We start from the raw sequence: 23,786 nt of genomic DNA on the forward strand, positions 1-23,786 counted from the left end.
TCGAAAGATCAGGGCAAAAATGATCAATCGATGGTTGTCAAACTGGGCAATGATCGATCAGCAGGCCTGCAATTACTGAGCAATCCGTTCAACGACCGGCCGCGACTTGCTGAGCATTTCAGCCTCCAGCGGAATCAAGCCAAGCTCAGCAACCTGGCTCTGTGCCTGGCTGCTGAGCATGAAGTCAAGCGCCGCTCTGATCGCCGGCGTGTTCTGGCCGTTCCCAGACCTGTAGGCCAGAACCCAGATCAGCGTGACGATCGGATAGGCACCCTCAACCGAAGGGTTGGGGCTGCTGCCGGCAAGATTGAAGTCCAGTTCGATGGCCTTGAGGGCCTTGGCCGCTGAGATCAAATTGGGTCGCTGAAACTCTCCGGCCTTGTTCTGCAAGGCAGCAGCCCTGACACTGCCGCTGAGATGGGACAAACCGAGGTAGCCGATCGCTCCCCTCCTTTTTTCAATGGCGGCAGCAACTCCGGAGTTCCCCTCCGCAGCGATCGCATGATCTGCTGGCCAGCGAATCGAAGCGCCAGTTCCCAACTGCCATTGCGAAGAAAACGCCTGCATGGATTGAGTGAAGGCATCAGTGATCCCAGAGACATCAGATCGATACACCCAGGTCAGAGAGCCGGACTCACAGCCGAGCTGCTTCCAGTCGGTGATCCTGCCGCTGGCCAGCTGAACAGCCTGCTGCTGGGTGAGTTTCAGATCGCACCCAGGCTGGTTGTATCCGAAAGCGATGGCGCTGCCAGCGATGGGGATCTGAACGACACCACGCCTCACCTTGGCCAAATCCTTCGGTTGCATTGGAGCATCGGACACCGCGAAATCAACGGTCTGCCTGATCAAGGCCCATTGAGCCGAAGCTGAACCCACGGAGCGATAGCTGACCTCAGGACCGCCTGAGCTGGCCATCTGGGCAAACCAGTTTCGGTAGAGCCTCGCGGGGAGTGAGACACCGACACTGGTCAGAGACGACTCTGCAAAAGCGGAGACACCGCTTGCAACGGCAAGCAGAGAAAACAGGGTGAGAGCCTGCCTGACAAAGCTCATGGGTGGCCTGAGGGGAAGCGACCTACCCCTAGCGGAGAGCAGACCCAGGCAGCACTGAATCAATGCTCATGAGTGGATGCACCTGAAGGCAACCGCGTCGATGCCGAATAACGCGTCAGCCATCGATTCACTCGCGACCGCTGACAGGACGGAACTTCCTCCAGCAAATGCGAGAGCTCCAACGCACCGAGACGCTTCAGTTCACGCACATCCACATGCCAGAGGCACTCCGCCTCGCGAATCAGGCGCGCCCAAGTCCTGACCTGCTGCCAACGCTGCAGGCGAGAACGAATGGAAGGCGGATGCCTGGGAAGATCCATGACGTCAGCCTGGCTGTCTGAGCAGCAGCATTGGCAAACCCACTACGAGGCTTCCGACTGATGAAGCAAATCAGGATGCCAGGGGCAATTCAGGATCAACAGGCACAACAGGGAAATCGAGTGTGCTGGCTTCCCTCACCGATAGACGCCTAGCCCAGGCTCCTTTCACCGGTTCGTTCCAGCGGAAACCGGCATCCCGGGCGAGATGGCGTTGGTCGTAAGACACCTGGGCGCGCATCAGCTGACGCGGCTCCAGACCACACTCGATCAACTGCTCAAGGTCATCACAGCGACGGAAGACCTCCGCCAAGTAAATGCAATCGGTGAGAGCACGATGGGCGGCCCAAACGGGGATTTCATAGGCCAGGGCCAGATCACGCACCGATGGCCTTGACCTGAGCTGACGATCCGCAGGCCAACGCATGTCCTCCATGCTGCAGAGCCAGCGTTTCTCAGTGGACGGCAGGTGACCACGCCCGAACCACTGGCGATCGAAGGCCGCGTTGTGGGCCACCAACACATCGGCAGCATCCAGCAACGACTGCAGATAGTCGAGGGCGGGTCGCCAGGGTTGAGGCAGGGTGGTCGCGGAGGCGGGAATGCGATTGATCGCCTCTGCGGCATTCGCCTCCACCGGCAACAAAAACGATTGCTGCGCCAGCACCTGACGACTGGACACGTCGAAGAGAATCACCCCCACCTCAAGGCAGTGGTCCAGCTGCGGATCGAGCCCTGTGGTTTCAGTGTCAACAATCAACAGCGTGCGTGCTGCAGAGGCGCGATCAGCAGCTAACTGCGGCAAGGATTGAGATGTGACATGAGGCGGCGAGACAGGAGACGGTGGGCCACCGCCTAACGACAGCAAATCGAGCTGACCTGGTACGGATTGGTTCTCCATGCGCTGACCTCCCTCCTGGATCGCTCCATTCTCCGTCTTTTATCCACGCTTCCTAAGGTTTCGCCACCAATTCGATTGCTTGGCATGGCCCTCACCGTTGGTGACAACGTTCCGTCCATCAACCTGGAGGATCAAGAAGGCAACAGCTGCGCCATCAGCGAGCGCAACGGCACGCCCCTGGTGTTGTTCTTCTATCCCAAAGACGAGACCCCGGGCTGCACCGCAGAAGCCTGCGGATTCCGGGATTCCCACCAGGAGCTGCAACAGCTTGGTGCTCAGGTCTGGGGCGTCAGCGGTGACGATCTGGTGAGCCATCGCCGCTTCGCGGAACGCCATCAGCTGCCGTTTCCCCTGTTGAGCGACAGTGACCAACGCCTGCGCCGAGCATTCGGTGTTCCGAAAACACTTGGCCTGCTGCCATCCAGGGTCACCTACGTGATTGATGGCCAAGGTGTGATCCAGCACGTGTTCAACAACCTGCTCGATGGCCCGGCCCATGTGCGCGAAGCCATGCAGGTGCTGCGTTCGCTGCAACCCAGTCAATGAGCAACTGGGTTCGCTTCCGTGACTGCTGGACCCTGTACCCGCGTCAGCCACGCGGGTTAGTCGAATTCGTGGGAGGCAGCTACCTCGCGGCGACACCACAGATCAGTTATCGGCGTCTGCTCGAAGGAGTGGCAGCCCGTGGGATCGCCATCCACGCCTGGAGCTATGTGCCAGGTTTCGACCACCAGCTCCAGGCACGCGAAGCCTGGAGTGCCATGCGCGCCTGTCGCTCCCGACATCAGGACCGGCGAGGACAACTGCCATTACCTCTGCGCCTCGGTCACAGCTTGGGTTGCAAACTGCATCTGCTGGCTCCCGACGGCGGGAGGAACTGCAACGGCCTTGTGGCGCTCAGCTTCAACAACTTCACCGCAGATCAGTCGATTCCCCTGCTCGACGTGGTGGCGCCAAGCCTGGGGGTGAGCACCGAATTCAGTCCAAGCCCAAAGGAAACCCTGCGCTTGATCGAACGTCAGTATCTGCAGCCACGCAATCAGGTGGTGCGATTCAACAAAGACAAGATCGACCAGAGTCTTGATTTGATCACGGCACTGCAGGCGCGCAAAGGAGACTGCAGCGAACTGCTGAAGTTGCCTGGAGATCACCTCACACCCGCCAGTGCCGGTCTGCGCAGACAGTTTCTGGGCGACTGGGCGGAAGGCAGCGACCGGCAGCAACAGGTGAACCGCCTGCAGGACCTGATCACCTCCTGGGCCTTGGGAGGCTCCCCCTGCTCTCATTAGCCACTGAACGCTAAACCCACCAATGCTGCGAGTCAGCCAAATCAGCAAGTGCCATTCAAAGACAATTCATAGACAAACAGAATCGAATCTCAAGATGACATGCATGCCATCCCCCCCACACTGCCAATATGAACAGGATATAAATACCGTCGGCCAATCAACAATCAAAGAACCAATCCAAGAAATCACGCTTGAGGCCGCTGCCACAGCCACTCCAATAGTAAACCAAGTATTGTAAACATCTTCTCAAGCACAGGAATGCAAAACAAAGAATGGGATTACCTCTTAAAAAATTTTAGAAGGCTTGGTGGCAAGGCTGACAACATCGAATTAAAGGAAGGCAAAAATGGCCGGGGAATTTTTTCAATCAACCCAAGCGACAGGTCAAAAATAATGACACCTAAAAATATACTCATCAGGCGTAGTGACATTCAACTTTGCGACAACAATATATCGGTCAAAACGAATTCCAAAACAGCGAAAGCCGAAAAAGAATTTATCGAACACTATTACAATGAACTCTCATGGGGTAAAGGGGGGAGGAGGGATTCCCAAACATTCCTAAGCCAAATCACGTCAATGCCAATACCAATCAAAACCGACCTGGCAAGATATCGTTTTATAGACAAAGGAATATTGGGTTACCAGGACAATACGGAGACACTTCTAGAAAGATTTATTGACGAAAGAGCATTTCAATTCAAGGGAGAAAGCGTTTTAGTTCCAATGCTCGAACTCGTGAATCACAGCAACTATGCACCACCATTCCGGGCCACCAAAGCCGGCCTAGAAACCCCACCATTACCCCCCACACACTCAGAACTATTGCATAAGTACAGCGGTAAAAATAGCCCAATGAGCTTATGGAGAACCTATGGATTCTCATCAAAAGGCATAGCCGCCTACAGCATTCCCTTTGAGATCAGAATCAATCAACTATCAATTATTTTTAGATGCTTCGGACAACAAGAAGCGGGAAACGAGAGAAGCAACACAGGAACTATTGATTCGAAAATATTGTCGATCGACTCTTTTCCCGCTGGGTGCCAATCCCACAAACTGCCATTCGCCAAACTTATTTCAATTATTTCTCCCATGGGAGCAAAGCCTGATCTCGCCAAAAACCTGATTGCATTCATTCAAAACATAAATATCCAAGCCAGGAAAAAATTATTGGATGCCATTCAAGCACAAGCGAAATACCAAGCACCTGAGCTCTGCGCAGCCTTAAGATACGAAATCGAGATGATTCAAGCCTCTCTAGAGGCCACAGAATTATCTGAACCTTGAAGAACATCCTCACAAAAGCTGGCACCTAGCGATGACACAAACTCGACAAAATTTAAATCATTAATGACATCGCTATTTCTAGCGACTAAACTCAAAGCATGCGATTTCAGTCCTGCAATATCATCTACTCTGTAAACGCTCATGACATTCAAAAGAGCATGAGGGCTATTAGCGTCAAGCGAAAGGGCACACATAATTTCATTTCTCGACTGGTCAAGATCACCAATATCTTTATAGAGAGAACCTAATTTCATACGCGCATCAAACAGATCAGGGCTAAGCGATACAGCCTGCTTACAGTGACTAATGGCTTTTTTTAAACGACCAGTTTCCTGGCAGATATCAGCCAAATTCAAAAATACTGCGAAATGCAAGTGCCCTGATTTAAGGATCTTCTCATAGGCTGCTTCAGCGCTAAGCAAATGACCATTCTGCTGATGCCTCAAAGCCTCCTGGAACAGCAAATCTACATCTATACGCACTTGTTTCTTAAAAGCAGACTTTTGAGCCTCAGGATTCTTTGATGGCCCGAACCCAGTCATGGAGAGATCAAATCAAGAACCCAACAATAAGCCACTACACATCACCACCAGCCAGACACACAGACAAAGAATTCAAACCAGAAAGCATGCCAAGCGAATCAACAACGTTAGAAATCAATGAATGCATAAAACAAGGTGTTATTGAAATTCAGACAAAAGACTACTCAGCTGCGAAGCCGATCAAGCACTGAGCGATCCTCCAAAGTACTGGTATCACCAGTGATTTCCTGGCCGGCGGCGAGGGCGCGCAGAATCCGGCGCATGATCTTGCCGCTTCGGGTCTTGGGCAACGCATCGCTGCATCGAATCTCATCGGGCCTGGCAATGGGACCGATCTCCTGACCCACGTGAGCCCGCAATTCTGCTACCAAGGCATCCTCCGGTTCACGTCCTGCCTCAAGGGTGACGAAGGCGACAATGCCTTCACCTTTGAGGTCATCGGGACGACCGACAACCGCGGCCTCCGCCACGGCCGGATGACTGACCAAAGCAGACTCAATCTCCATGGTGCCGAGGCGGTGACCGGAGACGTTGATCACGTCATCCACACGCCCCATCACCCAGAAGTAGCCATCAGCATCACGACGAGCGCCATCACCAGCGAAGTAGATGTGACTGCCGTCAGCGGGACGAATGTGTTCCCAGTAACTTTCACGGAAGCGCTGAGGATTGCCATGCACAGTGCGCATCATCCCCGGCCAGGGACGACGCACGACGAGGTATCCGCCTTCATCGGCTCCAACCGTGTTGCCATCCGAATCGACAACGTCGGCTTCAATGCCAGGCAACGGCAGTGTGGCTGAACCGGGCTTGGTAGGGGTTGCTCCAGGGAGAGGGCTGATCATCACGCCACCGGTCTCGGTCTGCCACCAGGTATCGATGATCGGGCAACGACCGGAACCGATCACATCGCGGTACCACATCCAGGCTTCAGGATTGATCGGTTCCCCCACGGTGCCCAACAACCGCAGGCTGCTCATGTCGTACTGATCGGGCACCTCACGGCCGTTTTTCATAAACGCCCGGATTGCGGTGGGAGCGGTGTAGAAGATCGTGATGCCATGCTTCTGGATCAGCTCCCAGAACGCTCCGGGCTTGGAGGGACGCGGCGCCCCCTCATACATCACTGTGGTCGCACCGTTGGACAGCGGGCCATAAACGATATAGCTATGACCCGTGATCCAGCCCACATCCGCTGTACACCAGTAGACGTCATCGTCGCGAATGTCGAAGATCCATTGGAATGTGAGATGGGCCCAGAGGTTGTATCCCGCAGTGCTGTGCACGACACCCTTGGGTTTGCCGGTGGAGCCTGAGGTGTAGAGCACGAAAAGACGATCTTCACTGGCCATCGGTTCCGCGGGGCAATCGGTGCTCTGTGCCTCGACCAGGTCATGCCACCACTGATCACGACCTTCAGCCATCTCCACCTCCTGATTGGTGCGCTGCACCACCAGAACGGACTGCACCGTTGGGCAGCTCCCGCCGGCAAGGGCTGCATCAACAGCTGGCTTCAGCGACACGGGCTTGTCCTTGCGGAAACCGCCATCGGCCGTGATCACCGCCTTGGCTTCACCGTCGATCAGACGATCACGCAGGGCTTCGGCTGAAAAACCGCCAAAAACAACCGAGTGAGGTGCGCCGATGCGAGCACAGGCGAGCATGGCGATGGCTGCCTCAGGCACCATCGGCATGTAGAGCGCCACAAGATCGCCCTTGCCGATACCCATGGCCTTGAGGGCATTCGCGGCTTTGCAAACCTCGGCATGCAGGTCGCGGTAGGTGAACCGTCGCACGTCGCCTGGTTCGCCTTCCCAGATCAGTGCCGTTTTATTGGCCTTTTCGCTCTGAAGATGTCGATCCAGGCAGTTATAGGAGATGTTGGTGGTGCCACCTTCAAACCAGCGTGCGAACGGCGCATCCGACCAATCGAGGACTGACTCGAAAGGCGTGAACCAGGAGAGTTCCTTGCGCGCAGCGTCTCCCCAGAAGGCTTCAGGGTCCTGGCGGGCTGCGTCGGACATGGACCGATAGGCCTCCATGCCACCGATACGGGCGGAACGAGAGAAATCGGTAGGCGGCTCAAAAACCCGTTGCTCCTGAAGAACGCTCTCGATGGTGGATTTCTCGCTCGTCATCTTGGGTTTGCCTGTTGCGCCTAGGGCAAAAGATAGTGGCCGCGCCGCATTCAGACAGAACCTTGGATCAAACCGTTTCGAACAGCTGAACACTCCCTTCTGCTGAAGTGCGATCAGTGGTTAGTGGTCACTCAATGGGAACCCCGATCAGAATGGTTGAGGTTCTTGGAGCAGCCATGTCTGGGCTGGATGCCGACCTCAGTCCCGTTCGCGCTGAGTCTTTGATGCGTGGCAACGCCAGCCAGAGGGGTGATCTCTGAATCAGCTCACCAGCCCACCCAAGGCCTGCCTGTTTGATCTCGATGGTCTGTTGATCGACACTGAGCCGCTGCATGCGCGCGCCTGGCAACAGGCGGCACTCCATTTCGGCAGCGAACTCGCGCAGGACCAGCTGATCCAGTTGCAGGGCCGCCGCCGGCTCGATAACGCAAAGCTCGTCTGTTCCTGGATCAATCAAGCGATCACACCGGATCAACTGCTCGCCATCAGACAGCCGATCGCAGCAAAGCTGCTGCCTGAAGCGAAGGCCATGGAGGGAGCGGAATCCCTACTGCAAACAGCCGAACGTTGTGGCATTGCGACGGCTTTGGTCACCAGCAGCGACCGAGCATCAGTGCAACACAAAACAAGCAATCACCCATGGGTGAATCGTTTGCAGATGATGATCTGCGGAGATGATCCCGATCTGAAGGCCGGAAAACCAGCTCCGGATCCTTTCCGGCTTGGAGCTGATCGCCTGAAGGTGAAGGCTGAAGAGTGCTGGGCCTTCGAGGATTCCAGGGCCGGATGCGAATCAGCCTTGGCGGCAGGGTGCTTGGTTTGGCGACTGCTTCGAACAACTGAGAAGGCTGCCCAGCTAGAACATGTTGAGCAGGGTTTACTGCAGGCTGATCGACTGGTTGTCATCAGCCAACTGAGCGAGGCCCAGCGCAGCCTTGAATCGATCGTTAGTAGAGACGACTGAGCACGAAATCGGGGAGCTCCAGCAAGGCGGTGCGATAAGGGGAATCCGGAAGCCAGGTGAGCGCTTCACGGGACTCCTGAGCGAAGGTTTCAGCCAGTTGACGGGTACGAGCAATCGCATCCGACTCACGCACGATGCCAAGGGCTTCGTCGAGATCACCTTCATTGCTGAATTCCCGTTCGATCAACACACCCATGGCTGGATTGCACTCCAGGGCATAGAGAGCCGGTGCGGTGAGGTATCCACTGGAGAGGTCATTAGCGGCAGGCTTGCCGAGTTGCTGATCACTGGCCGTGAAATCAAGAATGTCGTCCACCACCTGGAAGGCCAGACCCAACTGGCGTCCATAGCGGTAGAGCGATTCCAGCTGAGGCTCGGTGCAACCACTGAGTACCCCAGCAGCACGAGCGCTGTTGGCAACCAGAGACGCGGTTTTGCAGTAACTCTTTTCCAGGTAGGTCTCGAAAGTCTGGCCCGTGTCGTAACGGAACAGACCCTGCTTCACCTCACCATCAGCCAGATCCATGATCACGCGGCTGAGCAGTTTCACCACATCGAGATCATCGAGATTGGCGAGGTGCCAGCTGGCTTGCGCGAACAGAAAATCACCAGCCAGAACGGCCACACGGTGATTGAAACGACTGTGAACCGTTTCGACACCACGCCTGGTTGCGGCTTCATCAACGACGTCATCGTGAACCAGCGAGGCTGTGTGGATCATCTCGGTGATCTCGGCCAAGCGGCGATGCCGGGACGTGAGGCCGCCGTCGCTGGCAAGAGCTCTAGAGATCAAGAGAACAATGCCTGGCCGCAAGCGTTTACCGCCTGCACTAAACAGATGTTCTGCAGCTGCTTGGAGGATCGGATGTCCCGCTCCGATCAGACTGCGCAGGTCGCTGAGCAAGATCTCAAGATCCGCCTCGACTGGCTCCAGCAAATCGGTGACGGTGGTCATGAATCCCCTCAGTGCGCAGATCTTAGAAGGCGTCGACCTGTCACTGCAGTTGCACCAGCTCAACCCGTGGCCGTTGCCCCAGCCAGGGCGTGGCACGGTCCGCGAATCCGTCAGCATCAGCCGTGACACAAATGCGTGTTTCCCCGATGGCAAGGGGCTGATCCAGGCCTCCGGGGACTGGCTTCCCTAGCAAGGCATCGAGCTGGCTGGCGACAGCCATGGCGGGATCGATCAGCCGGATGGATGGCGGCAACAGAGTGCTGAGCAGCGGCACCAGCAAGGGATAGTGCGTGCAGCCCAGCACCACAGACTCCACAGAAGCCTCCATCAGGGGTTGCAGGTAGCGACTTGCAGCATCACGGAGGGCCTCAGAACGCAGATCTCCGCTTTCAATCAAGGGAACGAAGTCAGGACAGGCCTGCTGCACCACCAGCGTTCCTGGATGCAGAGCCTCGATGCTTTCCCGGTAGGCACCCGATGCAACGGTTGCCGGTGTGGCCAGCACCCCGACCCGGGTTTCCCGAACCATGGCTGCGGCAGCTCCAATCAGGCCGACCACCGGGACACCTGCTTGCCCTTCGGCAACATCTCTGGCCAGCGCATTGGTGGTGTTGCAGGCCATCACCACAGTGGAGATCTGATGCTGGCTGAGCCACCTCACCACTTCGGAGGCAATCGTGCGGATTTCAGCCGCTGAACGACTGCCGTAGGGAACGCGAGCCGTATCGCCGAGGTAGATCACCTGCAAGGGTCCATGGCGTTCCAGAACCCGACGCAAGACCGTCAGTCCGCCAAGGCCGCTGTCAAACATGCCAAGACGGATGGTCATCGCACCCCCTGCAGATACTCAAGGATGCCGGTAGCAATAGCCAGAGAGAGCCGCCGGCGATGCGCTGCGCTAGCGAGCCTTGGTGAGTCGAGACTGCCAGTGACAAAGCCTGTTTCCACCAAGACCGAAGGCATGGTGGTGCGGCGGATCACAAAGAAGCGGCCGCGACGGACTCCGCGATTGGGGCTTCCCGGAGACACATTCAGCACCTGCTGCTGGATATGTGCGGCCAGCCGTGCAGAGCGAGGATCGGAGAAATAGAAGGTCTCAATGCCGTTCACTTCCGGACGAGACATGCTGATGGCATTGGCATGAATACTCACAAAGGCCGTTGCACCCAGTCGGTTGGCCAGCGACACCCTCGGCGGTAAATCAACATCCACCTCTGCGGTTCGAGTGAGGGTGACCTGAACGCCCTTGGCCTCAAGCAATCGCGCCACCTGAAGCGAAACATCGAGAACAATTTCCGACTCGCGAATCCCCCTGATTCCCACGGCACCGGGGTCAGGTCCGCCATGGCCTGGATCGATCACGACGCTGTAACGACCTCGAGGCACACTCGGCAGCCCGGCGGCATTCACCGGAGTTTTTGTGGGCTTGATACGAACGCCGCCCCAGCGGCCGGAGCTGGCCCGGTTGAGATCGCCTTCCCCGATGGTGCGCAGGCCTCTGGTGGGAAGCCCCTCGAACATCAACTTCCAGCGATCTGGCGAGGTGCCGATCAGTCGCAGTTGGCCAGGATCAAGCTCAACGCCAGGATTGAACTCGATCACCAGACGCGTGGCGCCGGGGTTGGGCTTGCCGAGTCGAACCTCGCGAACCGGTCCGGAACCTCGCAGCTTGCGTGTGCGGCTCAGCTCACCGGGAAAATCAATCCAGACCCTTGGGCCACGACCGGCTTCACCGGCTTCAAAGAATGCGTCGAGGCGCGCTCCCGTGGCCGTGCGCAATTGCAGAACCCCATCACGTCCCAGCGACCAGGCCGCAAGGGCACTGGCGGCCCGAGCGGGAAGGGCCATCAGCAAGCCAGCGCTCTGCACAACGAGAGCAACCAGCAGAGCGCTGAAACGACGAGGGAGCCGAGGCATCAGATTCAGAACAGTGCGGTTCTGCGGTGCTTCAGGCAGGGCATCTGAGTGCGAATGCGCTCGAGATGATCAAGGTCAACCGGAGCGACTGCTGCACCGGTGCTCACCCCGGCATCGGCGAGCACCGTTCCCCAGGGGTCAATGACCAGGGAATGTCCATGATTCTGACGTCGTCCTGCGTAAACACCTGTCTGTGCTGGGGCAAGCACATAGGACGTGTTTTCAATCGCACGCGCCTGCAGAAGCACCTGCCAGTGGTCCTTACCCGTAAAAGCCGTGAAAGCGGCGGGAATCATCAGCAACTCAGCTCCTGCTCCGATCAGATCTCGGTAGAGCTCAGGGAAGCGCACGTCGTAGCAAATCGACAGCCCCACCCGACAGAGTCCAGGCACATCCACAACGGGTGGAGGCGTCGTGCCGGGGCTGAACGAGGCTGACTCGCGATAGGAACTACCGTCCGCCAGGTCCACATCGAACAGATGGAGTTTGTCGTAACTGGCAAGGATCTGACCATCTCGGCCCACCAACTGCGCGCGTTGATAGGTGTGCTCACCGTCCTCGACGGGAACAGGGAAACCACCGCCAAGAATCACCACCTGATAGCGACGCGCCATGGTGACTAAAAAATTGGAGGCCTGTTCTGCCAGGGCCGGAGCCAGTTCAAGGCGCCGTGAATCCTCACCAAGAAAGGCAAAGTTCTCGGGTAATCCGATCAACTCAGCTCCTCGACGTGCAGCAAGGTCGATCTGTTCCTCAGCAGCCGTGAAATTGCTCTGCGGGTCAGAACTGCTGGTGAGTTGCACGGCCGCCGCCAGGAAATCACGCACAGAGATCAGAGTTCAGTCGATGAAATGGTATGGCTGACGCGGGCTCCGCGCTTTAGACAGGCACGGCTCGTAAAACACCGGGCTCGACCTGGGTCGGAACGACGGAAATCTGATCCAACGCCGCGCAACAGCTGAAATCAGCATCGTGGTTGCCAAGTCCGATCAGCCTCTGACCATGCGAAGCGGTGCGCAGGCAGGCCTCAGGGTCGTGTTTCCAGTGATTCCAGAGGGCCAGTGCAGCCTGAAGTTCATCATTGGCAACCGAGGCTCCGGCCGACACGAGCAGCTCACCGATCGCTCCGGCAGCCAGCGAATCCTCGAGGGAATAGGTGCCTTCCCAACCACTGCCAAGAATCAGAATCCGCTGGTATTGGCCTGCCAGCAACCGCTCGGCAACTGCACGCCTGTTAGGCAGAGCCGCCGTCACAAGGCAAGCAACGTCGCGAACCCGCTGCAATGCACGGGTGCCGTTGGTGGTGCTCATCAGCAATCGCTTGCCCTGCACCACCTCAGGGGTCACCGCCACCGGGGAGTTGCCCAGGTCAAAGCCATCGAGCATGCAACCGCCGCGCTCTCCCAAAAGCAAACGGGAGGATTCAGACCACTGCTGCGCCTGGGCACGCAGTTCATCGAGATCAGCGAACGCCTGAACCGCCTCGGCGCCGTTGTGCAGCGCCCAGGCAATCGTGGTCGTGGCACGCAGGACATCGATCACGACCGCAGCATCAGGACCGTCGGCGGAACCAATCGTGTCTGGGACATCCGTGGCCGCATGAAAATAGGAAACCTGCATGGCCACAATCACCGTCAGCGTGCGTCACAGTACCGAGATCATCCCCCGCTGAGGTGGCTTGCAGATGGCTCTGTTCCGCTCCGGTCCCAGCACCAGGGATCTGCGCGCCTTCATTCAACTGCTGGAGGAGCGGGGTCAGCTCAAGCGGATCACGGCCCCGGTGGATCCCGATCTCGAGTTGGCAGCGATCGCCGATCGCGTACTGGCCAGCGGTGGACCCGGATTGTTGTTCGAAAACGTGATCGGATCGTCGATGCCGGTCGCCGTCAACCTGCTCGGCACCGTGGAGCGCGTCGTCTGGAGCATGGGCCTCGAGCACCCAGAACAACTGGAAGACCTGGGTGAACGTCTGGCGCTGCTGCAACAACCACGCCCTCCCAAGGGATTAGGGGAAACCAAGAAATTTGCCCGTGTGTTTTGGGATCTGGTGAAGGCAAGACCAGACAGGGATCTCTTGCCTCCCTGCCGGCAGCAGGTGTTTGAAGGAGATCAAGTCGACCTCGACAACATCCCCTTGATCCGCCCCTGGCCAGGCGATGCCGGGGGGGTCATCACGCTGGGACTGGTCATCACCAAAGACCCCGAAACCGGCGTTCCCAACGTGGGTGTGTATCGACTTCAGAAACAGTCGGTCAACACCATGACCGTGCACTGGCTGAGCGTCCGCGGTGGTGCACGCCATTTGCGCAAAGCGGCAGCACTCGGCCAGAAACTAGAGATCGCCATCGCGATTGGTGTACATCCACTGCTGGTGATGGCGGCTGCCACACCCATTCCTGTGCAGTTGAGCGAATGGTTGTTCGCCGGGATTTACGCCGGCGAAGGCGTCAGGCTCACCCCCTGCAAGACCTTAGATCTCAAGGTTCCGAGTCACAGTGAGGTGGTGCTGGAGGGCACGATCACACCTGGTGAGGTGATGCCAGATGGACCCTTTGGCGATCACATGGGCTTTTACGGAGGGGTTGAGGACTCACCTCTGGTGCGTTTCCACTGCATGACGCAACGCAAAGATCCGATCTTTCTGACCACATTCAGCGGCCGGCCTCCCAAAGAGGAAGCGATGTTGGCCATTGCGCTGAACAGGATCTACACACCAATCCTGCGCCAGCAGATCCCCGAGATCAAAGATTTCTTCCTGCCGATGGAAGCGCTGAGCTACAAGCTCGCGGTGATTTCCATCGACAAGGCCTATCCAGGCCAGGCCAAGCGCGCCGCGATGGCGTTCTGGAGTGCCTTGCCGCAGTTCACCTACACCAAGTTTGTGGTGGTGGTCGATAGTCACATCAACGTGCGTGATCCGCGCCAGGTGGTCTGGGCAATCGCCGCTCAAGTGGACCCACAAAGGGATCTGTTCACCCTGGAAAACACGCCATTCGACACCCTGGACTTCGCCAGTGAGCAACTTGGCCTTGGCGGACGATTGGCAATTGACGCCACAACCAAAATCGGCCCTGAGAAAAACCATCCTTGGGGCGAACCTCTGAGCAGACCAGACGATCTGGAACAACGCGTGACAGACCGCCTGGACGAACTGGGATTAGCCGATATCAGCAACAGAGAGCCGAACCCAGAATTGTTCGGCTACCTGCTGGATCAGCTCATTGCCAACCGGACTCAGCCATAAGCTGAATGGCCTTGGGATTGAGTGCACTCAACTGAGAGATCGTCACATTGTCAGGAGTGAACTTGGTCATCCCTTTGAGATAGGTCGAACCACCAACACCAGTGAGCGGGAATTCGAAAGTAGGACCTGCAATTCCTCTGCTTCCATCAGGGGAAGCCATGAATTCGATGAGTTCAATAGCAGCTGATTTGTTTTTGGCGTATTTCGACACAGCTGCTGCACTGATATTCACATGCGCAGGGTTTGGCATCACAATTTTGACCTGATTACCAAGCTTCGTGTCTTTCGCACCGTTGATACCAGCTCGCATTCGGGCAAGGTAGTAGTGATTCACGACCCCAACACCACACTTTCCTTGAGCGACTGCGCGAATAAGAGCAATATCACCCGGGAAGTAAGGCTGGGAGACATTGGAAATCAAACCCTTCAGCCAAGATTTGGTCTGCGCCTCTCCGCGAATCGCGAGCTGATCAGCCACCAACGATTGGTTATAGACATTTTTACGGTTACGCAGGCATACTTTGCCTTTGAGATCGGGAGACGCTAACTGCGCATAAGTCTGCACCTGTGATGGCTTGACCTGATTAGGATTAATGATGATTGCACGTACACGTCGTGCAATACCAAACCAGCGATTACCGGGATCGCGATAACGCGCTGGAACTTCGGCATTCAACTTTGCAGAGTTGATTGGCTGAAACAAACCAGCTTTTGCTGCATTGTTGATTCTGGCCGCATCAACAAGAATGATCACATCAGCCCTGGTGTTACTTCCCTCTCGCTTGAGACGCTCAACAAGAGAAATGCCTGCTGCTTCGATCAGGCGGACTTTGATCCCAGTTTTCTCAGAGAATGCCTTGTAAGTCTGGCGGTCCGTATTGTAGTGACGCCCCGAATAAACTCGAACTTCTTCGGCGTGTGCGGCAGCCGCCAAGAAAGACAGCGACGCGAGAAATGGGATGGCAAACAGCTTCATAAAACACAAGAACCCACCTGAGGTTGTCCAAGAAAAACCGGTTCGTCTTGCATGTTTGATACCAAGCAAGAGAGCATTTGATACTCCTGTAAAGCAATGAACCATATCAAGCTTCAATTGCTCAACAATGAGGAGTGTGAAAAGCTTTTAAGCAAACTGTGCGATGCAGAGTGGATTGATGGAAAGACAACTGCAGGCTCTCAAGCCCAGGCGGGAAAAATCAATGAACAAGTCAAGCAATCCTCTCCCCTGAGTGCCGAGATTCATGCCTACGTACAAAAAGCAATGTGGGCTCATCCGGCCATTAAGAGCTTTTGCTTGCCACGAAAACTACATCGTTTTTTAGTTAGCAAAACAAGCGTTGGAGGAGGCTATGACAGCCATGTGGACAATGCTTATATGAGCAGCGGCAGAAGTGATTTATCTTTCACTTTATGCTTGTCTGATCACAATCAATTCAAAGGAGGATCACTTGAAGTTGATACTGTGATGGATTCGGTTGACATTGAGCTTGAGCAGGGAGAAATCGTGATCTACCCAAGTACATCGATGCATCGCGTGAACACAGTCACGGAGGGCGTGCGCATCGCTTGTGTGGGCTGGATCGAGAGCTATCTGAAAAACGAGATTGATCGCGTCACACTCTTTCAACTGGATAGCGGCGCCAAAGGACTGCTGGCCAAGCATGGCCGTAGCGAAGAGCTTGATCTTATTTTTCTTGCCTATACGAATTTGCTGCGATCGTTGGGCACATGAAAGTACGTCGATAATTCCTTAAAATGAGAAGCGTCCGTCACTTAGTCGTTCTGACATGAAGAGGTCTACTCTTTCCATCTTTCTTGCAGGTGCAACAGCATTGAGCACTGCCGTAGCAGTACCCGCGGCGTTAGCTGACAGTCCAACCGGTGGTATGCAGGAATGGAGCACCGACCAAGACATCGACGCTGAAGCCAAAAAAGATGCCGATGCCAAAAAAGCTGCTGAAAAAGCTGCTGAAGAAGAGCTCTGTGTACCCATTGGCGAAGGCGAAAATTGCTGGTGAAGTTCTAATCAACTCTTCAAATAAAAAGGAGACCCAAGGGTCTCCTTTTTTATGGTGCATTGACCGACAAAAAAAAGCTCCCCTAACGGGGAGCTTGAAAGAATCAACAGTTCCGTATCAGAAGCGGAACGTTGTTTGGACAAGGTAGCCGAAGATGTTGAATGTATCGGCGTTGTTTCCACCATACTGAGCAGATGTACCTGTGAGTTGTCCATAAGGACGTGACAGGTAGAAGATGGTGGGTGTAACTGCGATGTTGTCAGTTACTTGGAACTGATAGTAGAGCTCCATGGAGTAGTTACCATCCCGAGCACCATTGTCTCCGTTGTCATTGTAGTTCTTCATGGCAGTCTTGAAATTAGACTGGGCAATCGCAGCACCAAGGATGTTGCCCTTCATGAAGGCATCCTTCCAATTCAAACCAACGAACCAGTTCTGAGACGTGGATGAGTAGTTGAGATCAGTACCAGTGTCGCTTGCAGGACCGTTGAATGAGGAAAGACCCCATCCTGCACTGATGCTGGGCATCCAACCAGATTCCTTAGGCTGCCACCATGCACGCAAAGCAACAGAATTCACATCAGAGTAAGAACCCTTTGTGTAATCGCCAGCTGCATTGACGTAATAGTTGGCCTGGCCGCTAGGTGTGCCGTAGCCCTTGAAGGCGCCTGCTTGAGCGTACTGATAAGCAGCAGAAAGGTTCCACTGAGGATTGCCGTAAGCAATTTGTGTGTTGAACCTTGCCTTCGAATCAGTGCCGCCAATACCACCGTTATTGGGGTTTGACTTTGCTCCGTTAGAAGCGTTGTAGCTGGCAGAAACGGTAAATCTAGGATCAGAGAAGTTTTCCTTCTGCTGCCTCCAAGCAAGACCAACACCAGGTGAGGTGCTTGCACCGTATGCACCGTAGTAACCGCCGAGCTTGAATTGCTTCAAGATTTGACGGTAGACACTTGGGGTTGAACCAAGCATGTAGTAGGCCTCAATCTTGGGGCCTACATAAGCTGTGAAGCTTGCACCGATAGGGAACTGGTACCAAAGCTTGTCAACCTTCAGGGTATCTCCGTTGGAGTTACCAACCGCAAGATCAGCGAGGCTTGACTCACCAAAACCATTCTGGTTTTGATCGTAGAAGTTTGCGCCGAAGTTACCGGTCTTGATGCGGGTGTACAGCAGATCTTTGCCAGTGAAACTGGTGTTCAGATCGAACTGAGCCGTGTAGTTGAAGGTGAGGGCGTCTTCACCGGTATAGGTACTGCCTGTACCAAGGCCCATATCGTTGTCGTCAGAGCCGCTGCCGCCGTAGGACAAGCCGCCCAGAACCATGTCAACCCTGCCTTTCAGCTTGGTGGTGGTGGAGAACTGGGTTGCTTCCAGTTCGCCAACACGAGCTTCCAGTCCGTCAACACGGCCCTTCACGATGGCGAGTTCTTTTTCGAACTCCTTCATCAGACGCTTGAGCTCGTCGGTCACTTCGGTGACGCGGTCGAGGCAGGCGTTCAGCAGTGCAGCCGCTTCAAAGCGGGTCATTGCACGGTTGCCGCGGTAGGTGCCGTTGGGGTAGCCAGCGACGCAGCCGTAGCGCTCGATCAGGTTGCTGAGAGCCTGATAAGCCCAGTCAGTCGGATAAACATCCGAGAACTGAGTGATGCTGGTGACCTGATCCACAGAAACCGCGTCAGCAGACACGGGTGCGTAGTCAGAGATGCCAGCAACGTTGACGTCAGTTGCAACAGCAGCGACTGGAGCCATAAGGCCCAGAGCAGCTGGAGCAACAAGAAGTTGCTTGAACAGTTTCATTGATCCTCACACCAATAAAAGAGGAAGAGGCATTTGCCTCGCACCGTATTAAAACGCACAGACAGCGACTCCGCTACCCAAAAAGCAGTCAGGGCGACAAACAACAGAAACCTGAAACGCCGAATGGTTGGCGAAAGAACAAATCCAGCAGAGTCAGACCAGCTCGCGAAGCGCAAAAAACCAGATATTCCGACACCTCAATCGGGACTGGAAAGCCATGACTTCGATGCAGAGGGGGATACAAGAAACGCTCAGACCCCTTGACCTCACTGCAGCAAATGGGAAAGAAGCGAATTTCAAAACCGGGACAGCGGCGGAGCAGCGAACACCTGCTCAAAAAATTTCTACTCGGTAGATGCAGCGATCGAGCGCGAGAGATGAATCACGGTTGCCAATGCACAAACCGAACACCTTAGTGACATATGAAGCTCTCGTTCGTAAATCCAGTCGCTTCTAAGGCGGGCCCAGGCAAGACATCAGCGCCAAGGCACCAAGCCATTCACCATTCGATCAGCGACAACCCCAATAAAAGCTCAGGCTCATTGATCACCCGGCAGAGCATCAGAACTTCGCCCGAACCTTCAAAACAATCCATAAATTATTTGGAGCATGAAATTAAGCATGGACGTTGCTCACGAACTGCATCGGCAACAACTCATCAAGGCTTACAACAACGCGGTCAAAAGAAAAGACTGGCAGGCGGCTCGAAATTACCGCGATGAGCTCAATATTCTAATCGCCAAAAAAGTTGCTCTCTCTTGAGCTCAGGCCGATCTGAATCCTCAATCTGAATCTTTATATCGATTGCGCACCAACGATTTTCGAGAAATACGACTTTTGCTCAGATGATTGCCCATACGCAGTAAAAATGCCAATTTTTACAGCTTTTGCTCAATACACTGCACTCAGATAAAACTCTGAAATAGCGCTATATCCTTAAAGGTATCTCAATCCGCTAATTACGCGGATCAATGATTATATTTTACAAAATATTTTGAGCGAGTTTGTCTTTGCATTCTAAGTAAACATGATGCCAGCAATTCACAACCTGCGATTGCAATCCAACCCCGGTCCATCGTCTGGCGCGGAATCAAGCGACTCATAGAATTAAGGCACAAAGCCATGAGAGAACGTGCCGGGAACCCCAGGAGATGCCCGCCAACTGAGATCCGGCGGAACTCTCAGGGGTCACGTGAGGGTTCCTGGAGATAAATCGATCTCTCATCGGGCCTTGCTGTTTGGAGCTATTGCTGAAGGCCAAACCACCATTGAGGGCCTGCTGCCCGCAGAGGATCCGATTAGTACGGCAGCCTGCCTCAGAGCGATGGGAGCGGAGATCAGTCCTGTCGCCGACGGGGAAATCATCACCGTTCAAGGAGTCGGTCTGGATGGATTGCAGGAGCCCAGTGAAGTGCTCGACTGCGGGAATTCAGGCACCACCATGCGCCTGATGCTCGGGTTATTGGCGGGACGCGATGGCCGACATTTTGTGCTGAGCGGGGATGATTCCCTCAAGCGGAGACCCATGCAACGCGTTGGGCAACCGCTCTCAATGATGGGAGCCGACGTGCGCGGACGCGGCCAGGGCAATTTCGCACCGCTGGCTGTGCAGGGATGCAAGCTGCGCGGTGCCGTTGTCGGCACCCCCGTCGCCAGTGCACAGGTGAAATCCGCCTTGCTGCTCGCCGCACTGACGGCGGATGGAACCAGCACGGTGATTGAGCCTGCACACTCCCGCGATCACAGCGAACGCATGCTGAAGGCCTTTGGTGCAGACCTGGATGTAGGCGGGGAGATGGGTCGCCACATCACCGTTCGCCCCGGTGCTCAGCTGCAGGGTCAGCATGTTGTGGTGCCAGGTGATATCAGCTCAGCAGCGTTTTGGCTGATCGCCGGCGCCCTGGTGCCCGGTGCTGATCTGACCGTTGAAAATGTTGGTCTGAATCCAACCCGCACTGGAGTGCTGGAGGTTCTGGAACAGATGGGAGCCAAGATCGAAGTGCTGAATCAGCGTGATGTGGCAGGCGAACCGGTGGGGGATCTGCGTGTTACGCACGGATCACTGAAACCCTTCCGGTTTGGAGAGGAAATCATGCCGCGACTGGTGGATGAAGTTCCGATCTTGAGCGTGGCGGCATGCTTCTGCGATGGAGAAAGCCAGATCACTGGAGCGGCTGAACTGAGAGTGAAAGAAACAGACCGATTGGCGGTGATGGCACGCCAGCTGAAAGCCATGGGCGCAGACATTGATGAGCATCCCGACGGACTAACCATCCGTGGGGGTCGACCACTGAAAGCTGCACAACTCGATAGCGAGACCGACCATCGCGTTGCCATGAGTCTTGCGGTGGCAGCCCTGATGGCCAAGGGTGATTCAACCCTGATGCGCAGTGAATCCGCAGCGGTCAGCTACCCCAGCTTCTGGACCGATCTCGATCGATTGCAGCGTTGACCCATCCGCTCGGGCAACTCAGGGCGCTCGAAACGGCTGACGGAAGTCTGAGTCTTCACAGCGATCACTTTGATGAGGCGTTTCACAGCTCCGCAGGAGCCCTTGAGGAAACGGAAACGAAATTTGTCCGCCCCGCCGAGCTGGGACGGTTCTCGCAAACGAGCGAGCTCAAGCTGCTCGATGTCTGCTTCGGGTTGGGGTACAACAGCGCGGCCGTAATGGCTGCACTGCCTCCCACCAGCCCACCCTGGGTGCAGTGGTGGGGGCTGGACGTTGACCCGCGGCCCCTTGCATGGGCACTGAATCACCAACCGTTTTGTGACCTGTGGCCCAGCGCCGTTCTGCAGAGGCTTGAACAGCTTCATAAGAGCGGTAGCTGGCGTGACAAGGGGGGCCAGGGAACGATGCTTTGGGGCGATGCGCGCCAAAACCTGAAGGCCCTGCCCAGCAGTTGTCAATTGGACCTAATCCTCCTGGATCCCTTCTCTCCTGGGCGCTGTCCACAGCTCTGGAGCGAGGAATTCCTGAGAGCTTTGGCCAGTCGTCTGGCACCGGGAGGGCGCCTGCTCACCTACTGCAGAGCCGCTGCCGTGAGAAGCAGCCTGCGGCGTGCAGGCCTGACACTTCGATCACTGCGTCCGGCAGCACAACAACGGATCGGATGGAGCGCCGGAACCCTGGCAGTGAAACCCCTCGCCTCAGCACCATTGGCGAAGGAAGGGCCTGGTTGGACTGCACTGAGTGCCATGGAAGAAGAGCACCTCAACACCAGAGCGTCCGTGCCCTATCGAGATCCCGAGGGTGTTGATCAGGTCGAGAGCATCCAACAACGACGGGAGCTCGAGCAACAGTGCTGTGATCTGGAGAGCACCAGTGCCTGGCAGCGTCGCTGGATGATGAACAAAACTCGACAGCAAAGTTCAGATATCAGCTGAGTGTGATCCTGAAACGAAGAAACAGGTTTGGATTTTCCAGGCTGGAGCGACATCAAAAACAGCTTGTACAGGCTGAATTAAAATGCTCTGATCAGACTGTTTTCGCCGCTGAGATCAACTTTCGCCCGGATAAAAAACAAGGCCGATGGCGGGATCTTGATGGTCATTTCTGTTGATTGATGGTGGGGAGTTCAAGACATCGTCGACATCGGGCCCATGAAGGTCCAGGCTGAATGCAGTGATGTGCATTTCTGCCATGACTTTCACCCTGTCCGGCTTCGACGCCTGGACATTTCAGATCGTCTTTTACGGCAGTCTTCTGGTTCTTGAAGCCCTACACGACGACGAGCGCCTCAGCACAGTGCTCCAACCGATGGACTGCACCCGTCAACGGGCCCATGCCTTGATCCGTCAACCCAGTTGCACCCTGGTTGGCCGTTGAAGAGACCAAGAACCATCCTGCTGGGCTGAAGCCACGGGATCCCAGTAGATTCCGCCCGTTTCGCATTACTGTTCATGCTCGCTGTCGCTGTTCTGGCCGCAGGCAAAGGCACCCGCATGAAGAGTGCACTGCCAAAAGTGCTGCAGCCGCTGGCTGGCGCCACTCTGGTGGAGCGGGTTCTGGCCAGCGCCGGCAATCTGCAGCCTGAGCGGCGAATTCTGATCGTTGGCCATCAGGCCGCTCGTGTTGAACAGCAGCTGAGCCCCATCGGCGGGCTGGAATTTGTCTTGCAGGATCCTCAGAACGGCACAGGCCACGCCGTGCAACAGCTGTTGACGCCATTGCAGGGTTTTGAGGGGGAGCTGCTGGTGCTGAATGGCGACGTCCCGCTGCTGCGTGCTGAAACCATCGATCAGTTGGTGGCCACACACCGGAGCAGTGGCGCCGATGTGACCCTGCTGACGGCACGACTGGACGACCCCACGGGCTATGGACGCGTTTTTGCAACTGCCGATGGCCAGGTGAGCGCCATCGTTGAGCATCGCGACTGCAATGAGGAACAACGCTGCAACAACCTCACCAATGCTGGCATCTACTGCTTCAACTGGCGCAAGCTCGCAGCCGTGCTGCCGACGCTGAGCACGGACAACGACCAGGGCGAGTTGTACCTCACCGACACCGTTGGCATGCTCGATCGGGCCATGCACCTGGAAGTGCAGGATTCTGATGAAGTGAACGGCATCAACAACCGGCGCCAGCTGGCTCAGTGCGAAGCCCTGTTGCAGCAGCGCCTCAAAGAACACTGGATGGATGAGGGGGTCACCTTTGTGGATCCGAACAGCTGCAGCCTGAGTGAAACCTGCCAGTTCGGTCGCGATGTGGTGATCGAAGCTCAAACACACCTGCGCGGCGCTTGCCAGATCGGCGACAACTGCCGACTCGGACCCGGCAGCCTTCTGGAGGATGCAGTGCTTGGGGACGGTGTCACCGTGCTGCACTCGGTGATCAATAAGGCCGAGGTGGGAAGCAACACTGCAGTTGGACCTTTCGCCCACCTCCGGCCAGCTGCGGCCATCGGCGATGACTGCAAGATCGGCAATTTCGTTGAGGTGAAAAAGAGCACCATTGCCAATGGCAGCAAAGTGAATCACCTCAGCTACATCGGCGATGCCGAGCTGGGGAGCAATGTGAATGTGGGCGCTGGCACGATCACGGCCAACTACGACGGCGTGAACAAACACCGCACCGTGATCGGCGACAACAGCAAAACAGGAGCCAATTCAGTGCTGGTGGCACCGATCACCCTTGGAAAGAGTGTCACGGTGGCGGCCGGTTCAACTCTCACAAAAAACGTTGCTGATGGAGCTCTGGCGATTGGACGCGCCAAACAGACGATGAAAGAGAACTGGTCGGAAGTGAAGCCATAGAGCCAATCCCAAAACAAAGGAAAACTCAGCACTTTTGGGATCTGTCGGCCTCCAACATCAGCTGACGCTGAACGTTGGATCCACTACCAACAAGGGTGGCGT

24 protein-coding genes are annotated in these 23,786 nt (G+C 55.9%); 12 read left to right on the forward strand and 12 right to left on the reverse strand.

Features of this window, described 5'->3' with window-relative positions; all coding sequences use genetic code 11:
- Positions 1–72 precede the first annotated feature (72 nt).
- The 3 genes from SynMITS9220_RS07265 to SynMITS9220_RS07275 form a co-directional block, all read right to left on the reverse strand.
- Positions 73–1,053, reverse strand: coding sequence for a PstS family phosphate ABC transporter substrate-binding protein (locus SynMITS9220_RS07265; RefSeq protein ID WP_186988226.1), 981 nt, complete (start codon positions 1,051–1,053; stop codon positions 73–75).
- 59 nt (positions 1,054–1,112) lie between these two features.
- On the reverse strand, positions 1,113–1,373 hold the full coding sequence (locus tag SynMITS9220_RS07270) for a hypothetical protein (protein ID WP_067097985.1): 261 nt from the start codon (positions 1,371–1,373) through the stop codon (positions 1,113–1,115).
- Positions 1,374–1,443: 70 nt separating this feature from the next.
- Positions 1,444–2,271: a 3'-5' exonuclease gene (locus SynMITS9220_RS07275; RefSeq protein ID WP_186988228.1), complete on the reverse strand. Its 828-nt coding sequence runs from the start codon at positions 2,269–2,271 to the stop codon at positions 1,444–1,446.
- 84 nt (positions 2,272–2,355) lie between these two features.
- Here SynMITS9220_RS07275 and SynMITS9220_RS07280 point away from each other — a divergent pair, with 84 nt between their 5' ends.
- From SynMITS9220_RS07280 to SynMITS9220_RS07290, 3 genes are all read left to right on the forward strand, one after another.
- A complete protein-coding gene (locus SynMITS9220_RS07280; protein WP_186988230.1) occupies positions 2,356–2,817 on the forward strand; it encodes a peroxiredoxin in 462 nt (153 codons plus the stop codon).
- Positions 2,814–3,560, forward strand: coding sequence for a DUF1350 family protein (locus tag SynMITS9220_RS07285; protein ID WP_186988232.1), 747 nt, complete (start codon positions 2,814–2,816; stop codon positions 3,558–3,560). The genes SynMITS9220_RS07280 and SynMITS9220_RS07285 overlap by 4 nt, the downstream gene beginning before the upstream one ends.
- A 258-nt stretch (positions 3,561–3,818) precedes the next feature.
- On the forward strand, positions 3,819–4,850 hold the full coding sequence (locus SynMITS9220_RS07290; protein WP_186988234.1) for a hypothetical protein: 1,032 nt from the start codon (positions 3,819–3,821) through the stop codon (positions 4,848–4,850).
- Here the strand turns inward: SynMITS9220_RS07290 and SynMITS9220_RS07295 are convergent.
- Both SynMITS9220_RS07295 and acs read right to left on the reverse strand, forming a co-directional pair.
- A complete protein-coding gene (locus SynMITS9220_RS07295) occupies positions 4,811–5,392 on the reverse strand; it encodes a tetratricopeptide repeat protein (RefSeq protein ID WP_186988236.1) in 582 nt (193 codons plus the stop codon). The two genes, SynMITS9220_RS07290 and SynMITS9220_RS07295, sit on opposite strands and share 40 nt — an antisense overlap.
- Positions 5,393–5,556: 164 nt before the next feature.
- Positions 5,557–7,530, reverse strand: coding sequence for an acetate--CoA ligase (acs, locus tag SynMITS9220_RS07300; protein ID WP_186988238.1), 1,974 nt, complete (start codon positions 7,528–7,530; stop codon positions 5,557–5,559).
- A 289-nt stretch (positions 7,531–7,819) separates the two neighbouring features.
- Between acs and SynMITS9220_RS07305 the strand changes: the two genes are divergently transcribed.
- A complete protein-coding gene (locus tag SynMITS9220_RS07305) occupies positions 7,820–8,494 on the forward strand; it encodes an HAD family phosphatase (protein WP_255483286.1) in 675 nt (224 codons plus the stop codon).
- Here the strand turns inward: SynMITS9220_RS07305 and sds are convergent.
- From sds to SynMITS9220_RS07330, 5 genes are read right to left on the reverse strand one after another with little or no spacing between them, the layout of a single operon-like run.
- Positions 8,478–9,449, reverse strand: coding sequence for a solanesyl diphosphate synthase (sds, locus tag SynMITS9220_RS07310; protein WP_186988240.1), 972 nt, complete (start codon positions 9,447–9,449; stop codon positions 8,478–8,480). The two genes, SynMITS9220_RS07305 and sds, sit on opposite strands and share 17 nt — an antisense overlap.
- A 40-nt stretch (positions 9,450–9,489) precedes the next feature.
- Positions 9,490–10,278 (reverse strand): glutamate racemase, encoded by a 789-nt coding sequence (murI, locus tag SynMITS9220_RS07315; protein ID WP_186988242.1) that lies wholly within the window; start codon positions 10,276–10,278, stop codon positions 9,490–9,492.
- On the reverse strand, positions 10,275–11,366 hold the full coding sequence (locus SynMITS9220_RS07320) for an N-acetylmuramoyl-L-alanine amidase (RefSeq protein WP_186988244.1): 1,092 nt from the start codon (positions 11,364–11,366) through the stop codon (positions 10,275–10,277). Before SynMITS9220_RS07320 ends, murI begins: the two co-directional genes overlap by 4 nt.
- A gap of 5 nt (positions 11,367–11,371) precedes the next feature.
- Positions 11,372–12,193, reverse strand: coding sequence for a carbon-nitrogen hydrolase family protein (locus SynMITS9220_RS07325; RefSeq protein WP_186988246.1), 822 nt, complete (start codon positions 12,191–12,193; stop codon positions 11,372–11,374).
- A gap of 52 nt (positions 12,194–12,245) precedes the next feature.
- Positions 12,246–12,986, reverse strand: coding sequence for a 2-phosphosulfolactate phosphatase family protein (locus tag SynMITS9220_RS07330; RefSeq protein ID WP_186988248.1), 741 nt, complete (start codon positions 12,984–12,986; stop codon positions 12,246–12,248).
- Positions 12,987–13,050: 64 nt separating this feature from the next.
- Here SynMITS9220_RS07330 and SynMITS9220_RS07335 point away from each other — a divergent pair, with 64 nt between their 5' ends.
- The gene (locus tag SynMITS9220_RS07335) at positions 13,051–14,610 is read left to right on the forward strand and encodes a UbiD family decarboxylase (protein WP_186988250.1); all 1,560 of its coding nucleotides are present in this window, start codon (positions 13,051–13,053) and stop codon (positions 14,608–14,610) included.
- On the opposite strand, the gene SynMITS9220_RS07340 is transcribed toward SynMITS9220_RS07335, so the two are convergent.
- Positions 14,585–15,586, reverse strand: a complete 1,002-nt coding sequence (locus SynMITS9220_RS07340; RefSeq protein ID WP_186991988.1) for an extracellular solute-binding protein — start codon at positions 15,584–15,586, stop codon at positions 14,585–14,587. The two genes, SynMITS9220_RS07335 and SynMITS9220_RS07340, sit on opposite strands and share 26 nt — an antisense overlap.
- Before the next feature lie 96 nt (positions 15,587–15,682).
- Here SynMITS9220_RS07340 and SynMITS9220_RS07345 point away from each other — a divergent pair, with 96 nt between their 5' ends.
- Together SynMITS9220_RS07345 and SynMITS9220_RS07350 are read left to right on the forward strand one after the other, a co-directional pair.
- A complete protein-coding gene (locus SynMITS9220_RS07345; protein ID WP_186988252.1) occupies positions 15,683–16,342 on the forward strand; it encodes a Fe2+-dependent dioxygenase in 660 nt (219 codons plus the stop codon).
- 55 nt (positions 16,343–16,397) lie between these two features.
- The gene (locus SynMITS9220_RS07350) at positions 16,398–16,628 is read left to right on the forward strand and encodes a hypothetical protein (protein ID WP_186988254.1); all 231 of its coding nucleotides are present in this window, start codon (positions 16,398–16,400) and stop codon (positions 16,626–16,628) included.
- Between the two features lie 117 nt (positions 16,629–16,745).
- Here the strand turns inward: SynMITS9220_RS07350 and SynMITS9220_RS07355 are convergent, their stop codons facing one another.
- On the reverse strand, positions 16,746–18,428 hold the full coding sequence (locus tag SynMITS9220_RS07355) for an iron uptake porin (protein WP_186988256.1): 1,683 nt from the start codon (positions 18,426–18,428) through the stop codon (positions 16,746–16,748).
- A gap of 621 nt (positions 18,429–19,049) precedes the next feature.
- On the opposite strand from SynMITS9220_RS07355, the gene SynMITS9220_RS07360 reads away from it, so the two are divergent.
- The 5 genes from SynMITS9220_RS07360 (at position 19,050) to glmU (ending at position 23,684) form a co-directional block, all read left to right on the forward strand.
- Positions 19,050–19,190: a hypothetical protein gene (locus SynMITS9220_RS07360; protein ID WP_186988258.1), complete on the forward strand. Its 141-nt coding sequence runs from the start codon at positions 19,050–19,052 to the stop codon at positions 19,188–19,190.
- Between the two features lie 370 nt (positions 19,191–19,560).
- Entirely contained in the window at positions 19,561–20,880 is a 1,320-nt protein-coding gene (gene aroA / locus SynMITS9220_RS07365; RefSeq protein ID WP_186988260.1) for a 3-phosphoshikimate 1-carboxyvinyltransferase, read from the forward strand.
- Positions 20,877–21,815: a tRNA (5-methylaminomethyl-2-thiouridine)(34)-methyltransferase MnmD gene (locus SynMITS9220_RS07370; RefSeq protein WP_255482970.1), complete on the forward strand. Its 939-nt coding sequence runs from the start codon at positions 20,877–20,879 to the stop codon at positions 21,813–21,815. The genes aroA and SynMITS9220_RS07370 overlap by 4 nt, the downstream gene beginning before the upstream one ends.
- A 256-nt stretch (positions 21,816–22,071) precedes the next feature.
- Positions 22,072–22,257: a hypothetical protein gene (locus tag SynMITS9220_RS07375; protein ID WP_066906656.1), complete on the forward strand. Its 186-nt coding sequence runs from the start codon at positions 22,072–22,074 to the stop codon at positions 22,255–22,257.
- Positions 22,258–22,331: 74 nt separating this feature from the next.
- The gene (gene glmU, locus SynMITS9220_RS07380) at positions 22,332–23,684 is read left to right on the forward strand and encodes a bifunctional UDP-N-acetylglucosamine diphosphorylase/glucosamine-1-phosphate N-acetyltransferase GlmU (RefSeq protein ID WP_186988262.1); all 1,353 of its coding nucleotides are present in this window, start codon (positions 22,332–22,334) and stop codon (positions 23,682–23,684) included.
- Positions 23,685–23,786: the final 102 nt, after the last annotated feature.

Origin of the sequence: Synechococcus sp. MIT S9220, assembly GCF_014304815.1 — a bacterium.
GTDB lineage: Bacteria > Cyanobacteriota > Cyanobacteriia > PCC-6307 > Cyanobiaceae > Synechococcus_C.